A 15,923-nucleotide genomic window follows, 5' to 3' on the forward strand; every position below is an offset into this window, starting at 1 on the left:
GTGGCGACCGCGTCGATCGACCGGGCTGGCGACGCGCTGGGCGCCGCGATCGTGTCGGCTGGCGCGATGGTCGACCTCGACCGGGTGGTGATCGGCGGCGGCGTCGCCCAGGCCGGCGCGCCGTTCTTCGACGCCGTACGAGCCGGCCTCCACTCGTACGCCGGAATGCCGTTCGTCCAGCGGATCGAGATCGTCCCCGCTGAGCTGGGCACCACCACCGCCGGCCTCGCCGGCGCCGCCGCCCTCGCCTTCGACCGAGCCGCCACCGGCTAGCCGCGCTCCGACCGCATGCGGCGCAAAACTGTCGTACCCACCCGTAAAAATCACCCCCCACCCAAAAGGGCGGGGGGCGGGTTTGAGGAAAGCTAACCTACTCAAAATCAGACGTCTGCCTCACACCCACCCCCCGCCCGTTCAAAGGGAGGGGGCTAGAAAACAGCACACGTACGACAATTTCGCGCCGCACCCTCGACACGCCGAGCCGTGACACGCCAGAGCGGCATACGAGTGCGCCTCGAGAGGGCGGCGTTAGCCTCAGGCGAAGGCGTCCAGGAACTCGCGCAGGCCGCGGCGGGCCAGTTGGTCGGCCTGGCGGGTGGTTTCGGGCAGCCGGTAGGTCGGGCACAGCTTCAGCACGGCCTCGCAGGCCGTGTCCAGGTCGATCCGATATCCGATCGATACGTAGACAGGCTTGACACCGGTCTGAGTCCGCAGCGCCCGTCCTACGGTCTCTCCGGCATGCCTGAGCGGAGCCGAGGCGCCACGGTCCGGGCCGGGCTCGGCGGTGGCGCCGATCACCGGGGCCTTCGCGACGCCGATGGTGGGCAGGTTGGTCAGCGTGCCGATCTGGCAGGCCAGCCCGAACCGGTTGGCGTGCGCGATGCCCTGGCCGTCGCAGATCAGCAGGTCCGGCCGTACGGTCAGCTTGCTGACCGCCTCGACCAGCGCGGGCACCTGGCGGGGCAGCGTGTCGCCGGTGACCGAGCGTTGCTCGGATCGACCCACCATCACCGATGTTTCCACCGGTTCCAGGGTGTTCGTGTCGAGCACCACGACAGCGGCCGCCATCAGGCCGGTCGCCTCGTCGTACGCGGCATCCAGGCCAGGCCTGCCGCGGTGTGGACTGGCCGAGGGTGGTCATCGGTCATGTCAAGCACCGCGGTATGCCGGAAATGTGGCCCACTCATGACGTTCCGTGGTGGGCCGTACACGGCGGGCACGCGCATAGCAAGGGACGCTAGCGACCCGAAGCCGTTTTGGGCAGCCCCCTGGGCCAGGTTTCTCCCATATGCCGGGATATTGATGCTCCTGAGACCCAAAGAGACTCCTGTGACGAACTACTTTCCGTGCAAAACGGACCTTTCGTCGCGTGATCGAAAGGTCAAGAGGGACCGTTGGGGCGTTGGTCACAGCTACCGGCCGTGGTCAGTGGTAAAGAGCGGGTCGGGTTGGCAGGTCCACTGGTACGGGTCCGCCACTACTCTGCGAAGCGATGCACGCGTCCGCGACCACCGCGGTGGCGTAACCGTCCCAAGCGCTTGGTCCGTCCTGCCGGCCGGACCGGACCGCGACCAACCAGTCCCGGAGCTGCGCCCCCGGTAAGCCGGCGCGAACCGTTCCACGAAACCGGGCGTGACCGGCGTGACCAACTGGTTGTCCGTACGCACCTGGAGCCCGGACGGCATGCCCATGCTGACCGTGCCGCGCTCCAGCACCAGTTCGGCCCGGACCTCGTAGCCGTAGTGAGCGCGAGCGAAGAACTCCACGTCCGCGACCAGTCCGTCGGACGTACGCAGCAGGATCAGCTGCGGGTCATGGATGTCCTCCAGCACCGACCGCCCGTGCACCGCGGTCGCCTCGACGATCTCGGTGCCGGTCAGCCAGCGCAGGATGTCGATCTCGTGGGACACCGAGCTGGTGATCATCCAGGCACTGTGAAAGTCGGCGCCGGCCGACGGGTTGCGGTGCACACAGTGCATGAGCAGCGGCGATCCGAGGTTTCCGGCTTCCAGTGCGGCCTTCATTCGCCGGTAGTCGGCGTCGTAGCGGCGCATGAACCCGACCTGGATCAGCCGCCGGCCCATCTCCTGCTCAGCGGCCAGGATCCGGCCGGCCGCCGACGCTTGCGGAGCGAGCGGCTTCTCGCACAGCACCGGCTTGCCGAGCTCGAGGCAGGCCAGCGCGTACGGCTCGTGGGTGCTGTCGGCGGAGGCGATGACGACCGCGTCCACATCGGCGTCGGTGATCACCGAGATCGGGTCGTCGGTAGCCTCGGTGCCGATTCGGTCGGCCAGCGCGGCGGCCCGGGTGAGATCGATGTCGGCGACCGCGGCCACCTCGCAGCCGAGCTCGAAAGCGAGTGTCTCGCCGTGGTGGACGCCCATCGCGCCGGCCCCGATCAGACCAATCCGGATGCTCATCGCGCGCCGCCCATCGGCAGTCGCGGGTCGACGTCCTGATCCGGCCACTGGCCGCGGATCCAGCCGTAATCCGGGTCATCGCGGATCAGCCAGGCCCGGTCGGCGGACGGCCCGGCCATCACGTTCAGGTAGTACAGGTCGTAGCCGGGGGTGGTGCGGTCGACGGCCCATGCCAGCCGTGCGGCACACAGACGACATCGCCGGGTCGTACGGCCGCGAGCACGTCGACCGGCCGCGCTCAGCCGTCCCGTACACCCGGTGGAAACCGAAAGCGCCGGCGTCACCACCAGCGTGAATAGCCTCCGATCGCAGGTCGAAGTAGTAGATCTCCTCCAGCTCCGACTCCTGGCCGGGCAGGTCCTCGTCGTGCTTGTGCGGCGGGTACGACGACCAGTTGCCGGCCGGCGTGATCACCTCGACCGCGATCAGCCGGTCGGCCGGAAATACCCCGGCCGCACAGAAGTTGTGCACCTGCCGGCTGCAGGCGCCGGCTCCGCGCAGCTCAACGGGCACCTCGGCGGCCGGCACGTACCGCGCTTCGAGCCGGTTTTCGCAGCGCGCGGAGACCAGTGCCAACCGGATTGGGCTGGCGGCCTGTACGCGTACGGACGAATCCCGGGGCGCGTAGACGAAGTCGGACGGCCCGTCGAAGACCGACGCGCGGCCGGTCAGCTCTGCCTTCACGTCGTCACACTCGAGGGCACACCCGCCGCCGGCCAGGGACAGCACCGCCATCTCGTCGTCGCCGGTCCGCCACTCGTACGAGCCACCCGCCGGCAGGTCGAGGATCCGCAGCCCGCTGTACGCCCAGCCGGCCCGCTCCGGGGTCAGCTCCAGCTCGTACGTGTCGGTGGCCAGCGATCCGGCCGGGTGATGCAGGGAGGCGACCATGCGCTCCATCCTCACACGCCTGCCGGACGGGGTCGGTGCCGACAGATCCGATCTTGAAGCAGGGGTGCGCGGAGCCCGTTTCGCGGTAATCTCACGCCCGTGCTCACCCTCGCTGTCCTGAGCCTCAAGGGTGGGGTCGGCAAGACGACGGTCGTGTTGGGCCTCGCCGGCGCCGCCCTGCAACGAGGCCTGCGCACCCTGGTCGTCGACCTGGATCCACAGGCCAACGCGACTTTCGCGTTGGAGCCGGCGGAAACCTCGTACACCGTGGCCGACGTGCTGCTTGGCGGCCGGAACCAGCTCGCCGGCGCGGTCGCGCCCTCTGGCTGGGGACCGGCGCTGGAGGTGCTGGTTGGCTCGGACGGCACCGAGGCCGCGAACGCGCCCGACCCCAGTGCCCGCAAGCTCAGCCGGCTGCGCACCGCACTGTCCACAGTGGACGGCAAGGACGGCTACGACCTGGTGCTGCTGGACTGCCCGCCGTCGCTAGGGCAGCTGACCCGAGGCGCCCTGGTGGCCGCCCAACGGGCGATGCTGGTGACCGACCCGTCGGTCTTCGCGGTCGCCGGTACGCGCCGGGCCTTTGACGCGGTTCAGGCCGAGCGCAAGGCGCACAACGCCGAGCTGCAGCCGCTGGGTGTGTTGGTCAACCGCTTCCGGGCCAGGTCGGCCGAGCACGAATACCGGATCGGCGAACTGCGCGAGCTGTTCGGGCCGCTGGTGCTGACCACCTTGCTGCCGGAGCGGTCCGCGGTGCAGCAGGCGCAGGGCGCCGCCGTGCCGGTGCAGCGCTGGCCCACCCCGGCGGCCGGGAGATCGCGGCCGCGTTCGAACACCTGCTGGACAGGGTTTTACGAAGCTCTAAGAAACGTCCCGGTACCGCCAGGGCGACTGGGGCGTAGATCACATCTGCCCTGTCATCCGAATCCCCGTCATCGCCGCTTACGTTTGTCGTGAAGCTGGGGTAAAGCGGGTTTGTGCAGGCAGGCGCACTGATCACGCTGGCTGATCGGCGAACTGAACCGAACGGGCTGCCCACACGTACGTCCGTCAGGAGATGAAGGTCACCTGAGAACGGCCTGAGAGTTCCGTCATCAATTCCCCTTTGCGCCGTCTGACCTGCAGAGACTGTCCTCACAGAGGCAGCCAGGCCGGGAATCTGTGGACCCACCCGGCCGTTGTGGATGTACGAAGGCGGCACCGGGAGGCAACAATGGCAGCTTCAGATACTCAAGTGATGGAACGTCCGCGCACTCGGCGCGTAGTTGATCGTACCTCGGACCACGGCGACACCTCTGCGGATCTTGTACGCGTCTACCTGGACGGTATCTCGGCAACGGCCCTGCTGTCCGCCGAGGAAGAGGTCGCGCTGTCCCAGCGGATTGAGGCCGGCGTGTACGCCGACCAGCTGCTTTCCGATGTGACCGCGGCGCTCGGGCAGCGGCCCGAGCCGCGGCACGAGGCCGAGTTGCCGTCCGGCAAGACCGCCACGGTGGCGGACCTGCGGGCGGTGGCGGCCGACGGCGAGCAGGCCCGGCAGCACTTCCTGGCCGCGAACCTGCGGCTGGTGGTGTCGGTGGCCCGCAAGTACCCGCGCAGCCAGATGTCCCTGCTGGACCTGATCCAGGAGGGCAACCTCGGACTGATCAGGGCCGTGGAGAAGTTCGATTACCAGCGCGGCTTCAAGTTCTCGACGTACGCGACCTGGTGGATCCGGCAGTCGATCTCGCGCGCCATCGCGCAGAGCGGTCGGACCATCAGGCTCCCCGTCCACCTGGGGGCGAGGAAGTGGGCCGGATGACCCGGGCCCGCCGCGACCTGACCCGTGAGCTGGGCCGCGACCCGGTCGACGCCGAGGTCGCCAACGCCGTCGGCGTGACGGTGGCCCGGATCGAGGAACTGACCCGGCTGGCCAAGGATCCGGTCAGCCTGCAGTCCCCGGTCGGCGACGACGAGGAGTCGGCGCTGGAGGACTTCGTCAAGGACGCGCTTATCCCCGGCCCCGAGGACATCGTCCTGGAGTCGTACGCGAACAGCGATCTGCACCGGTTGGTCGAGCGGCTCGACGATCGGTCGGCCGCGGTCGTACGCGCGCGCTACGGCATGGACGACGGCGAGACGCACACCTTCGCCGAGATCGGCACCCGGCTCGGGTTGTCCCGGGCCAGGATTCAGCAGATCGAGCGGGAGGCCATCGGGCAGCTTCGCCGGCTGGCCGCCGAGTCCGGAGTGGACGCGGCGTAATCCGGTTCGGACAAAATCCGCCGCCCTTTTTCCAAGGTGGCGGATTTTGTTTTCTTCTGCGATGTCTCATGTGGACCGTGGCACAACCGGAACAGAGCGCCGGTCGCGAATGTTCTGCTGATGCGAAGGTTGTCGGCCAACGGCGGGAGTTTCATGATGCTGGTCTTTACCCGTACAGATCAGCGATGAACACCCCGCGCGGGTATTTGCCCGTTCCGCCGCTGCTCACCGTCGGCATCGACATCGGTGGCACCAAGGTCGCCGCCGGAGTCGTCGACCCGGACGGTCGCGTTCTCTCCCAGCTGCGCCGGGAAACGCCGACTCGCAGCCCGCAGGCGGTGGAAGACACCATCGCCGAGTTGGTCTTCGAGCTTTCCGACGACCACGACATCCACGCGGTCGGGATCGGCGCCGCCGGTTTCGTGGACGCGAGCCGGTCGTCGGTGTTGTTCAGCCCGCACCTGGCCTGGCGGCACGAGCCGTTGCGGGACGCCGTCAGCCGCCGACTGCGGTTGCCGGTGGCGGTCGACAACGACGCCAACGCGGCCGCCTGGGCCGAGCTGAGGTTCGGCGCCGGAGTCGGAGAGGACCACATGGTGCTGGTCAACCTCGGCACCGGCATTGGCGGCGCGCTGGTCGTGGGTGGGTCGGTGCTGCGCGGAAAGTACGGGATCGCCGGCGAGTTCGGGCACATGCAGGTCGTGCCGGCCGGTCATCGCTGCGAGTGCGGGAACCGCGGCTGCTGGGAGCAGTACGCGAGCGGCAACGCGCTCGTACGGGAGGCCCGCGGGCTGGCCGCCGCGAACTCTCCGGTCGCGCAGGACCTGCTGGAACGGGTCGCCGGTGACGTGTCCGCGATCAGCGGTCCGTTGATCACCGAGATGGCCCGCGGCGGCGACCGGGCCGCGATGGAGCTGTTCGACGAGATCGGGCACTGGCTCGGCGTCGGCATCGCCAATCTCGCGTCCGCTTTCGACCCCGGACTTTTCGTTATCGGCGGCGGGGTCTCCGACGCTGGCGACCTGCTGTTGACCCCCGCCCGGGAAGCTTTCAAGCGCAGCCTGTCCGGTCGCGGCTTTCGACCGGAGGCCCGGATCGTACGAGCCAAACTCGGCGGCAACGCGGGCCTGATCGGCGCCGCCGACCTGGCCCGCCCGCTGGCCCGCCGCTTTCGCCGGGCCCGCCGCCGGCGGGCCCGTTCGCGTGAACGGCTGATCTGATCGGACTCTGGGCGCAGGACACCAGAGGCAGGTCGGGGTGAGTGCCCGCAGAGACGAGATCTTGTCGTTCATCTCTGTCACTTCGCTTCAGCGTTCTGGCGGCCCGTAGTGGACATCTGGTTCACCACTCATTGACCGGCGGAAATACCCGGCATTACGGTCACCTCCTGCGGTCGCTCGGTCTCGGAGGTCAGTGCATGAAGCTCACTCTCACTCGTCGGGGACTGGCGGTTGCCGTCGCGCTGCTGACCGCGGCCGGCACGTTGTCCGCCTGCGGCTCCGGCGGTTCGGACGGGAAGACGATCCGGGTCGTCTACCAGAAGTTCGGGGTGGGCATCCAGCTCGACGCGCATTTCCAGAAAATCAAGAAAGAGTTCGAGACAGCCAACCCCGGGCTGAAGGTCACGCTCGTACCGGTGAACGCCTCCGAGAACGACTACTACACCAAGGTCAGCCTGATGCAGAAGTCCGCGTCGACCGCTCCGGACGTGGTCTATGAGGACAGTTTCCTGATCAACTCCGACATCCAGGCCGGCTATCTCCGCCCGCTCGACGACTACCTCGCGAAATGGTCGGACTGGTCGCAGTTCCTGCCCGCCGCACAGGGCGCTGCCCGTGGTCAGGACGGCAAGACCTACGGCGTACCGACCGACACCGACACCCGCGGACTTTGGTACAACAAACAGCTTTTCGCCAAAGCCGGCCTGCCCACCGACTGGCAGCCCAAGACCTGGGACGACGTGCTGGCGGCGGCTCGTACGATCAAGGCCAAACTCGCCGGGGTGACGCCTTTGAACGTCTTCGCCGGTAAGCCGGCCGGCGCGAGCGGTCGAGCATGCAGGGCCTGGAAATGCTGCTTTACGGAACCGGTGGCACTCTTTACGACGCCAAAACGAAAAAATGGATCGCGCCGAGCCAGGGATTCACTGACTCGCTGGCCTTTATGCAGACCGTCTACCAACAAGGCCTCGGTCCAACGCCCCAGCAGGCGCTGGATCCGAACAGTTCCGGAGTGATGTCCGGCCAGCTCATGCCGGCCGGCAAACTCGCCATCAACCTGGATGGCTCGTGGCTGTCCAGTACGTGGTTGCCCAGCGGTGCCCGGCCGTGGCCGCAGTGGTCGTCGGTGCTGGGCACCGCGGCCATGCCGACCCAGCATGGCCAGGGGCCTGGGAAAGTCAGCATGTCCGGCGGCTGGACCCTCGCGATCAGTGCCAAGTCGAAGGCGAGTGACACCGCGTTCAAGTTCATTTCGACGGCTCTGAACAAGGAAGGTGCGCTCTCGTACGATCTCGCGGGGGCAGCCGTTCCGGTGCGTAAGGACGTGGCCGCGGATCCGCGCTATCTCAGCAGCAATCCCACCGCGAAGTTCTGGTCGGCGCTGGTCGGGGTGACCTTCTACCGGCCCGCGTTGCCCGAATATCCGCGGATCTCCAACGAAATCCAGGTGGCCACCGAGACCGTCATCACCGGCCAGGGCTCGCCGGCGGCCGCGGTGAACGCGTACGCGGCTTCCCTCAAAGGCATTGTCGGACCGTCGAACGTCGCCGGCGGCTAACGCAAATGCTGGAACAGCGCACGCTGTTCCAGCATTTCCCAGCGAAAACTAGACGGCGTGGATGGCGCCGGTCTGCAGCTGGCCGTGCTGGAAGGTCGGGTCATCCGGCCACCGCACCGTCAGGTCATGACTGTCGCCCGGAATGCGGAATTTCAGGTAGGCCGGCGGCGCCTGGTCGATGTTCTCGTCGTCGGCTGGAATGCCTTCCCAGTGCAGCACGACGCTGGCGTCGTGGCCGGTGCTCAGCGTGGTCGGCGCGACGTGGTCGTTCCAGTGCGACGCGTTGGTCGGCAGCGCCGACCCGTCGCGGGCGATGAACTCGGCCTTGGAGATGAAGCCCGTCAACGTGCAGGTCGTGGTGCCGTGGACGCTGAACGTGAGCGGCGCGTACCGTTGGCCGGCGCCGGCGTCGATCTGACCGATAGTGACGGTCACCTGGTCGGCCTTGCAGGCCGCCGGTGCCTTCGCCGGGACGGTGGCCGCGGTGGCGGCCGTGTCGAGCCCGACGACGACGAGAGCTCCGGCAGTCGCGAGGGTGAGCGCGCCGGTGACGATCTGTGCCTTGCTACGCAAGATTATTTGCCTTCCCAACAGACTTCGGTGTCAGTTTCAGTGCCCTGGCCGGGGTGGCTTCACCGTACAAGTAAATTCCAAACATTAAGACGCTCAAGTCGGTAAAAATGCTCCACATCACTCTGTGTGGGTCATCACAGGCGAGTGAGAATGGTTGTTCGCTGGGCGTTTCAACACGCAGCCGGCAGTGTTCACGATGGGATTTGTCGGCGATGCTGGCTACTGCCGGCGTGCTTTCGTTGCTGGCGTGGTGGTGCGTACGCCCGTGGCTGGCGCGCCGCTTCCACCGCGCGACCGCAAATTAGGGTTTGTGGCCGATCGCCAGCAAATGAGCGCTGGCGGCCCGAATGCGCGGGTCGAGTTCCAGCAACCTGGCCAGTCGCAGCGCGCACTCCTGCACTTCGGGGGTGCCACTGACATCGGCGGCGGTCCAGGCCGGACCTTCCAGTCCATATGTCAAAACGTCCGCGCAGCCGCCCGCGAGCATTTCGTCGGTCAGGTCTTCCGGACTGTGCAAGTAGGCCAGGTCCATGAAGTTGTCGTGCACCACCGAACCTCGCCCAGTCGCCAAGACCTGGCCCGCGACCTGCGTCAACGCCTCATCGAGCAAACCGCGAGACGCCAGGTCCAGGCCCGGCGCATGTCGGCTCACCGCGGCGGCGGCGACCAGGCCTCCGGGGCGTACCACCCGGACCCGGACGGCCTCGGCAATGGCAGCGAGCCGCTCGGATCGCTCCAACAAGTGGTAAAGCGGTCCCAGCATGATGACCGCGTCAACGCAGGAATCCGTTTCTTCCAACGACCTCGCGTCGCCGACGCGACGCGCCTTTACGCCAGGAATTTCGGCCGCCACGCGTACTTGCTCGGGCACCGGGTCGACGAGCGTGACGTCGTATCCGTCGGTGGCCAACCAGCGCGAATGGACGCCGGTCGCGCCGCCGACATCGAGGACCTTGGCCGGTGGCTGCGGCAGTTGGGCGCGCAGAATTTCCTGAGTACGAACGAATTCCAGCCGGCCGTGCGCAGTGTCGGTCAGTCGACGGTCCTCGGCGTACACTTCGCTGTAAAAGGTCAGTAAGTCTGCCATCGGCTGGCTGATTTTTGCCTGGCCTGGCCGAATCCGCCACCGAGTTTTGGTCAGCCGGTCGCTGACACCGCGGTGCCAGCGAGATTTTTCTGACCTCGGGCCAAAAGTTTGGTGTGCCGACATACATCAGCACGGCCGCCACCGCCATTAAAGCCGCGCTCGTCAGCCACGCTGTTTGATACGACGTCAGCTGGACGAGCGTGCCAAAGCCGAGGGGCCCGGCACAGCCGCCGGCATAAACGCCGGTCTGGGTGATCGAGGTCGCGGCGGCCGGCGCGGATGGGTTGAGGCGTACGACCGCGAAATTCACCACCCCGGGCCACGCCCAGCCCAGGCCAAAGCCGGCCATCGTGCCGATCACCAGGGTGAGCTGGCCGGGCGCGGCCAGCAGCGCCAGCCCTACCGCGCCGATTGCCAGCATCACCACCACGATGCTCAGATGACCGCCGGGTTTGCGGTCAGCCAGCCAGCCGCTGCCGATCCGGCCGACGATCCCGCAAACGCTGCCGCCGGCGAGCACCAGCCCGGCGGCGGCCTCCGAGATACCGTGCCCGACCGACGAGCCGACCAGGAAGGTGCCCAGCGCGTTGGCTGTACCAGCGGCGAGGCACGCCCGACGACGCGACCACCACCAGCGCGGTGATCTTCGCGTCCCGCTCGCCGCCGCCATGCCCTTTTCGGCCACCCCCACCGGGCACCACGAGCAGCGCCGCCAACGAGATCACCGCCGCCAGCCCGAAGGCCCACCGCCAGCCAACCGTGAGGCCCAGCGCTGGCACGGCGATGCCGGCGAGCAGTGTCGAGGTGGGAATGGCGGCCTGCTTCACGCCGTACGAGAGGCCCTGCCGGCGCGCTGGCACCGACTCGGCGAGCGACAGGTTCGAACCGAGCTGCCCGAACGCGTTGGCGACGCCGCCCAGGACGAGGAAGGCGGCGAGCACCGCGTACGAGTGCGCCACGAACGCGATCCCGGCCATGCAGGCCGCCGCCGCGACGATGCCGGCCCTGGTCACCAGGGTCGCGCCGAGCTGCTCCGCACACCAGCCGGCGGGCACCGAGGCGACCGCTGAGCAGGCGAAATAGATCGCCACCAGGGTGCCCAGCCCGGCTGGGCTCAGGTGCAGCTCGTCGCTCATGAAGATGCTCAGCCCGCCGACCAGGAACACCGGCACCACCGAGGCGACCGTCGCGGTGACCGCGCTGATGGCAGCGTGCACGCCGGTCGTCGGGTGGGCATCTCTGCTGATGTCGATGTTCTTCACGCTAAGTCGGTTTGGCCCGTTCGCCGCTGTGAAATCAGCCTCAGTCGGCTCTTCGTGCCAGACTGGGTGGCGTGCCTGAGCTGCCTGAAGTGGAGGCGCTCGCCGCGTATCTGCGCGAGCGCGCGGTCGGCCATGCCATCGCCCGGATCGACCCGGTCGCGATCAGTGCCCTGAAGACGTACGACCCACCCGTCACCGCGCTCGCCGGCCTCACCCTCACCGGCGCCGGCCGGCACGGCAAGTTCCTGGATCTCGACGTGGACGGCCTGCACCTGGTCGTCCACCTGGCCCGGGCCGGCTGGCTGCACTACCGCGAGTCACTGCCGGCCGCGCCACCCAAACCCGGCAAGGGCCCGATCGCGCTCCGGGTCCACCTCGATGACGAGTCCGGCTTCGACCTCACCGAGGCCGGCACGAAGAAGGGTCTCTCGGTCTACTTGGTGACGGACCCCGCGCTGGTCCCCGGCGTCGCCCGGTTGGGCCCGGACGCGATGTCCGTCACCGTCGACGAGCTGGCCGCGATCCTGTCCGGTCAGGGCAGCCGCATCAAGAACGTACTCACCGAGCAGTCCGTGATCTCCGGCGTCGGCAACGCCTATTCCGACGAAATCCTGCACGCCGCCCGGCTGTCGCCCTTCGCCATTTCCTCGAAGCTGTCGCCCTCGGACGTGCAAGCCCTGCATTCGGCGATTCAGCTGATCCTGACCGACGCGGTCACCCGCAGCGTCGGCCAGGGATCAGCCACCCTCAAAGGCGAAAAACGCTCCGGCCTGCGCGTCCACGCCCGGACCGGGATGCCCTGCCCGGTCTGCGGCGACACCGTCCGCGAAGTCTCGTACGCCGACAAATCCCTGCAATACTGCGCCACCTGCCAAACCGCCGGTAAACCCCTGGCCGACCGCCGAATGTCCCGCCTCCTCAAGTAGCCCGTCGTTACAATCGGATTCCGATTGCAACCAAGCCCCGCACCTTCGTTGGGGGTTAGCGGCCTAGGCGGGCGCCCATGTAGTCGACCGGGACGGTCTGCTCGGTTTCGACGGCCTTCATGGCGGCCTCGAGCATGGCGACCACTTCGGCGCCGTGTTTGCCGGTGGAGGGGGAGGCGGCGCCGTCGCGGATGGAGAGCAGGAACTGCTCGGCCTCGTTGCGCAGCGGTTCGGTGTCCTCCAGGACCTGAGGGGTCTCCTCGCCGTAGCGGTAGGACAATTTGAAGTCGCCGTACGACTCCGAATAACCCGGCACGTCGACGCCCTTGTCACACAGGACGACCTTCGAGTCGGCGGAGAGGTCGTCGTAAATCAGCATTTTCTTCGAGCCGACGAAGACCATCTGACGGATCTTTTTGGCGTCCAGCCCAGGAAACGTTGAGTTGCGCGACCGCGCCGGAGCCGAATTCCAGGTTCAGGAAAGCGACATCGTCCAGGCCCGGCTGCAGGAAGGAGCGGGCTCGGCCGGAAACGGTCGTCGGGCGCTCACCGAGAACGTGCGACAGGATCGAGAAGTCGTGTGGTGCGAGGTCCCAGAGGGCGCCCACGTCATGCCGGACCGGGCCGAGGTTGACTCGCGTCGAGGTGGCGTAGCGGATGTCGCCGAGCTCGCCGGAAGCGACGATTTCGCGGATCTTGCGCACGGCCGGTGTGTAGACGAAGGTGTGCCCGACCATCAGCTGCAGACCGGCGTCGGCGGCCAACCCGACCAGCTCGCGGGCCTCCGCGGAGTTGGTGGTGATGGGCTTTTCGACCAGTACGTGCTTGCCGGCTTCGATGGCCTGCTTGGCCAACGCGAAATGCGTTTTTGGCCGGCGTACAGATAACGACCGCGTCGATGCCGGCGGTCAGCACCTCGTCCAGCGACGCGTACGAGACGATGTCCGGCCGGTTTTCCTTCAACCGCTGGCGGCTGTCCGCGCTGGGGTCACCGACGATGACTTCGCACCCCAGGTTGGAGAAGTTGCGCAGAAGGTGCGGTCCCCAGTACCCGTACCCCAGCAGTCCGATCCGTAGCCCGGTCTGCTCACTCATCCCCACGGCCTCCTTGGTCGGTCAGCCGTGCAGGCGTGCCCGAAGTCGATGTCTGGTGCAATCTCAGTGCAGCGCGGACGTTAGCATCGACCGCCATGGCACAAAGTCGTCGCCTTCGCGTGGGCATGCTGGCCGTCACAAATTACGAGAGCGATCCACGGGTCCGCCGGCAGGCGGAAGCCCTGGTCGCTCGCGGCGATGAGGTGACCGTGCTGGCCCTCAGCTCGGCCGACCGGCCGCGCCACGAGCTGCTGGACGGCGTCCGGGTCGTGCACTTCAAGACCGAGAAGTTCCGCGGCGCTGGCGGCGCCGGCTACCTGAAGTTGTACGGCGACTTCGGCGTGCGAGCCGGTGCCTGGCTGGCCGCCAGACCGCGCAGGTTCGACGTGATCCAGGCGCACTCGATGCCCGAGGTGCTGGTCTTCTGCGCGGCCGTGCAGAAGCTCGTACGAGTGCCGTTGTTGCTGGACGTACACGACATGACCTCGCGACTTTTCGAGTCCAAGTTCGGTGATTCCAAGATCGTCAGGGCGGTGCACGCCAGCGAGACCATGTCGATGGCCTTCGCCAACGAGGTCATGACCGTGCATGAGCCGTACGCGGAGGCCCTGCGTGCGCGTACGAAGCGGCCGGTCACCAGCGTGCTGAACTCGCCGGATGAGGCGATGTTCACCCCGAGCCGGTGGCGCGGCTGGGACCCGGCCGGCGAGGTCGTCTTCAGCTATCACGGCACGATCGCGCCGCGGCATGGGCTGGTGGCGCTGGTAGAGGCGCTGGCGCTCGTACGCAAGGAGCTGCCGAAGGCTCGCCTGCAGGTACGCGGCGGCGGCGACGGCCTGGCGGCGGTGGCCGAGAAGGTGCAGGAGCTCGGCATGCAGGACGTGGTTGACCTGCCCGAACGGGTCTACGCGGTGCACGACATGCCGGCCCAGATCGATCGCGTCCACATCGGCGTCGCACCGAACCAGCTGGACATCTGGACATCTGGACCGCCGACACGCTGCCCACCAAGCTGTTGGAGTACGCGGCGATGGGTGTGCCGTCGATCAGTTTCAAGAACCCGGTGGTGACCCGGTACTTCCCGGACGACGCGGTGTCGTACGTGGATCCGGCGAGCGCCCAGAACCTGGCGACCGCGATGCTCGCGCTGGCCAAGGACCCCGAAGCGGCCCGCAAGCAGGCCGACCGGGCCTCCGAGGTGATGGCCGAGCTGTCCTGGGCGAAGCAGAAGCTGATCTACCTCGACGTGCTGGACCGGATGGCAGGCAAATGAGCGACACGATGGCGAAGCCAGCCAGCGGCGGGCCGAAGAAGGCCGAGTCGCGCAAGACCAAGAAGGCCCGCAAGACCCAGGAGGCGAAGGCCGCCGCCGACGCGCTCGCGGCCCGCCGGAACCGGCCCGTAAGGCCGCCAACCCCGCCACCAGCGACGCCTGAGCCGGTCGAGGTCGAGCCGATTCCGCAGATCAAGCCGGGCCGGGCCATCGTCAGCTCCGGTTTGCTGACGATGTTGGCGCTGGTCAGCATCGGGCTGGTACGGCTGGTCCATGGCTCGCTGGTGAACCATCACCTGGCCAATCCGGCCAAATATGGCACGGTCACCCTGCTGATCGCGATCGCCACCGTGACGAGCCTCGCGTTGCCGGCCGGGGTGGCCAGCGCGATGAGCAAGTTCATCCCGTATCACCGCGGTAGCGGTGCGGAGCCGACCGCTCGCTCGGTCTACCGCTTCCTGTCCCGGCTGGGACTCGCCGGTTCGGTGTTCTTCGGGATCGCAGTGGGCTTGCTCACACCGCTTTTCGTCCCCGAGGTCGGCGTCCGCGACGCGATCCTGGTGGGTCTGTTGACGTTTACCTTCAGCACGTACAGCTTCGACAAGTCCGCGCTCTACGGCTTCGACCGGGTCGCTTCGTACACGAAGCTCGAGCTCTCGACCGGTGTGCTGACGATCCTCATCACGATCGCCATCCTGGTCACTCCGTGGCAGGGCTATCTGCTGCCGTTCGTCGTCGGATACGGCCTGTTCACGCTCGGGGCCAGGATGCTGCTGCGGGCCAACATGGCCGGCGAGGTCGCGCCCGTCTCGGCGTTCGACCGGCGTGAGGTGATCGCGTTCGTCGCACTTGCCTGCGCGGGCACGTTGGCCTCGACCGGGTTCCTGTACGGCACGAACATCCTCGCCAAGATCTTCTCGACTCCGGCGGCGGTGGGCTACTTCGGCGCCGCGGTGACGCTCGTACAACCGATGAACCTGCTGCCACGGGCGCTCAACCTCGCGCTGTTCCCGGCGATGGCGCACGCACAGGGTGCCGGCGACACCGATGCCGTGCGACGGCATACGGACATCTCGACTCGCGCCCTCTTCTTCGTTCTCGCGCGCCGCTCTTCGCGGCGGCGATCCTGGTGGCCAGGCCGATCCTGATCATCTTCGGCAAGAACGCGGAGAGCGGCACGACGGTGCTGCAGATCATGCTGGCGGCGAGCTTCCTCGCGGTCGTCCAGGTGGCATCGGTGAACGCGCTGTCGTCGGGAAACCTGCGGCAGGTCCGGATCCCGGTCATCTCGGCGGTCACCGGCGCGGCGATCGGGGGTCATCCTCGCCGCGACGCTTTCCGGCCCGCTTGGCGCGGCCGGCATCGGGCTGGCTT

Annotated in this window: 16 protein-coding genes and 4 pseudogenes; 10 read left to right on the forward strand and 10 right to left on the reverse strand. The window is 67.7% G+C overall.

Annotated features, from left to right (window positions below):
• Entirely contained in the window at window positions 1–273 is a 273-nt protein-coding gene (locus tag GNX96_RS51285) for an ROK family protein (RefSeq protein ID WP_279580180.1), read from the forward strand.
• A gap of 261 nt (window positions 274–534) precedes the next feature.
• On the opposite strand, the gene GNX96_RS12795 is transcribed toward GNX96_RS51285, so the two are convergent.
• The 3 genes and pseudogenes from GNX96_RS12795 to iolB form a co-directional block, all read right to left on the reverse strand.
• Window positions 535–1,101 (reverse strand): endonuclease V, encoded by a 567-nt coding sequence (locus GNX96_RS12795; RefSeq protein WP_279580207.1) that lies wholly within the window; start codon window positions 1,099–1,101, stop codon window positions 535–537.
• Between the two features lie 311 nt (window positions 1,102–1,412).
• The gene (locus tag GNX96_RS12800) at window positions 1,413–2,420 is read right to left on the reverse strand and encodes a Gfo/Idh/MocA family protein (RefSeq protein ID WP_163568251.1); all 1,008 of its coding nucleotides are present in this window, start codon (window positions 2,418–2,420) and stop codon (window positions 1,413–1,415) included.
• Window positions 2,417–3,311, reverse strand: a pseudogene (gene iolB / locus GNX96_RS12805) (5-deoxy-glucuronate isomerase). Before iolB ends, GNX96_RS12800 begins: the two are co-directional and overlap by 4 nt.
• 99 nt (window positions 3,312–3,410) lie before the next feature.
• On the opposite strand from iolB, the gene GNX96_RS12810 reads away from it, so the two are divergent.
• The 5 genes and pseudogenes from GNX96_RS12810 (at window position 3,411) to GNX96_RS51305 (ending at window position 8,333) form a co-directional block, all read left to right on the forward strand.
• On the forward strand, window positions 3,411–4,268 hold the full coding sequence (locus GNX96_RS12810) for a ParA family protein (RefSeq protein WP_279580181.1): 858 nt from the start codon (window positions 3,411–3,413) through the stop codon (window positions 4,266–4,268).
• A 256-nt stretch (window positions 4,269–4,524) separates the two neighbouring features.
• Window positions 4,525–5,555: pseudogene (locus tag GNX96_RS63330) on the forward strand (sigma-70 family RNA polymerase sigma factor).
• A 185-nt stretch (window positions 5,556–5,740) separates the two neighbouring features.
• A complete protein-coding gene (locus GNX96_RS12820) occupies window positions 5,741–6,775 on the forward strand; it encodes an ROK family glucokinase (protein ID WP_163568252.1) in 1,035 nt (344 codons plus the stop codon).
• Window positions 6,776–6,972: 197 nt separating this feature from the next.
• Window positions 6,973–7,791, forward strand: a complete 819-nt coding sequence (locus GNX96_RS51300) for an ABC transporter substrate-binding protein (RefSeq protein WP_279580184.1) — start codon at window positions 6,973–6,975, stop codon at window positions 7,789–7,791.
• Window positions 7,680–8,333: a type 2 periplasmic-binding domain-containing protein gene (locus GNX96_RS51305; RefSeq protein ID WP_279580208.1), complete on the forward strand. Its 654-nt coding sequence runs from the start codon at window positions 7,680–7,682 to the stop codon at window positions 8,331–8,333. The genes GNX96_RS51300 and GNX96_RS51305 overlap by 112 nt, the downstream gene beginning before the upstream one ends.
• A 48-nt stretch (window positions 8,334–8,381) precedes the next feature.
• Here the strand turns inward: GNX96_RS51305 and GNX96_RS12830 are convergent, their stop codons facing one another.
• The 4 genes and pseudogenes from GNX96_RS12830 to GNX96_RS12840 all read right to left on the reverse strand — a co-directional run bounded on the left by GNX96_RS12830 (window position 8,382) and on the right by GNX96_RS12840 (window position 11,255).
• The gene (locus GNX96_RS12830; RefSeq protein ID WP_163568253.1) at window positions 8,382–8,906 is read right to left on the reverse strand and encodes a DUF4232 domain-containing protein; all 525 of its coding nucleotides are present in this window, start codon (window positions 8,904–8,906) and stop codon (window positions 8,382–8,384) included.
• A gap of 301 nt (window positions 8,907–9,207) precedes the next feature.
• The gene (locus tag GNX96_RS12835) at window positions 9,208–9,993 is read right to left on the reverse strand and encodes a class I SAM-dependent methyltransferase (RefSeq protein ID WP_163568254.1); all 786 of its coding nucleotides are present in this window, start codon (window positions 9,991–9,993) and stop codon (window positions 9,208–9,210) included.
• A 163-nt stretch (window positions 9,994–10,156) separates the two neighbouring features.
• A pseudogene (locus tag GNX96_RS63335) lies at window positions 10,157–10,564 on the reverse strand (MFS transporter); the annotation flags it as partial.
• Window positions 10,452–11,255, reverse strand: a complete 804-nt coding sequence (locus tag GNX96_RS12840; protein ID WP_279580186.1) for an MFS transporter — start codon at window positions 11,253–11,255, stop codon at window positions 10,452–10,454. The gene GNX96_RS12840 and the pseudogene GNX96_RS63335, both read right to left, overlap by 113 nt.
• 71 nt (window positions 11,256–11,326) lie before the next feature.
• Here GNX96_RS12840 and GNX96_RS12845 point away from each other — a divergent pair, with 71 nt between their 5' ends.
• A complete protein-coding gene (locus tag GNX96_RS12845) occupies window positions 11,327–12,181 on the forward strand; it encodes an Fpg/Nei family DNA glycosylase (RefSeq protein WP_163568255.1) in 855 nt (284 codons plus the stop codon).
• A gap of 55 nt (window positions 12,182–12,236) precedes the next feature.
• On the opposite strand, the gene GNX96_RS12850 is transcribed toward GNX96_RS12845, so the two are convergent.
• From GNX96_RS12850 to GNX96_RS63340, 3 genes and pseudogenes are all read right to left on the reverse strand, one after another.
• Entirely contained in the window at window positions 12,237–12,560 is a 324-nt protein-coding gene (locus GNX96_RS12850; RefSeq protein WP_163568256.1) for a hypothetical protein, read from the reverse strand.
• Window positions 12,511–13,035, reverse strand: a complete 525-nt coding sequence (locus tag GNX96_RS12855) for a Gfo/Idh/MocA family protein (protein ID WP_390623988.1) — start codon at window positions 13,033–13,035, stop codon at window positions 12,511–12,513. The genes GNX96_RS12850 and GNX96_RS12855 overlap by 50 nt, the downstream gene beginning before the upstream one ends.
• 16 nt (window positions 13,036–13,051) lie before the next feature.
• A pseudogene (locus tag GNX96_RS63340) lies at window positions 13,052–13,276 on the reverse strand (NAD(P)-dependent oxidoreductase); the annotation flags it as partial.
• 125 nt (window positions 13,277–13,401) lie between these two features.
• Here GNX96_RS63340 and GNX96_RS12865 point away from each other — a divergent pair.
• From GNX96_RS12865 to GNX96_RS12875, 3 genes are read left to right on the forward strand one after another with little or no spacing between them, the layout of a single operon-like run.
• A complete protein-coding gene (locus GNX96_RS12865) occupies window positions 13,402–14,346 on the forward strand; it encodes a glycosyltransferase (RefSeq protein WP_163568259.1) in 945 nt (314 codons plus the stop codon).
• Entirely contained in the window at window positions 14,343–14,549 is a 207-nt protein-coding gene (locus tag GNX96_RS12870) for a hypothetical protein (RefSeq protein ID WP_452124472.1), read from the forward strand. The genes GNX96_RS12865 and GNX96_RS12870 overlap by 4 nt, the downstream gene beginning before the upstream one ends.
• On the forward strand, window positions 14,546–15,697 hold the full coding sequence (locus GNX96_RS12875; protein WP_163568261.1) for a lipopolysaccharide biosynthesis protein: 1,152 nt from the start codon (window positions 14,546–14,548) through the stop codon (window positions 15,695–15,697). The genes GNX96_RS12870 and GNX96_RS12875 overlap by 4 nt, the downstream gene beginning before the upstream one ends.
• The last annotated feature ends 226 nt before the right edge of the window (window positions 15,698–15,923 follow it).

It is taken from the genome of Fodinicola feengrottensis, assembly GCF_010993775.1.
Taxonomy (GTDB): domain Bacteria; phylum Actinomycetota; class Actinomycetes; order Mycobacteriales; family HKI-0501; genus Fodinicola; species Fodinicola feengrottensis.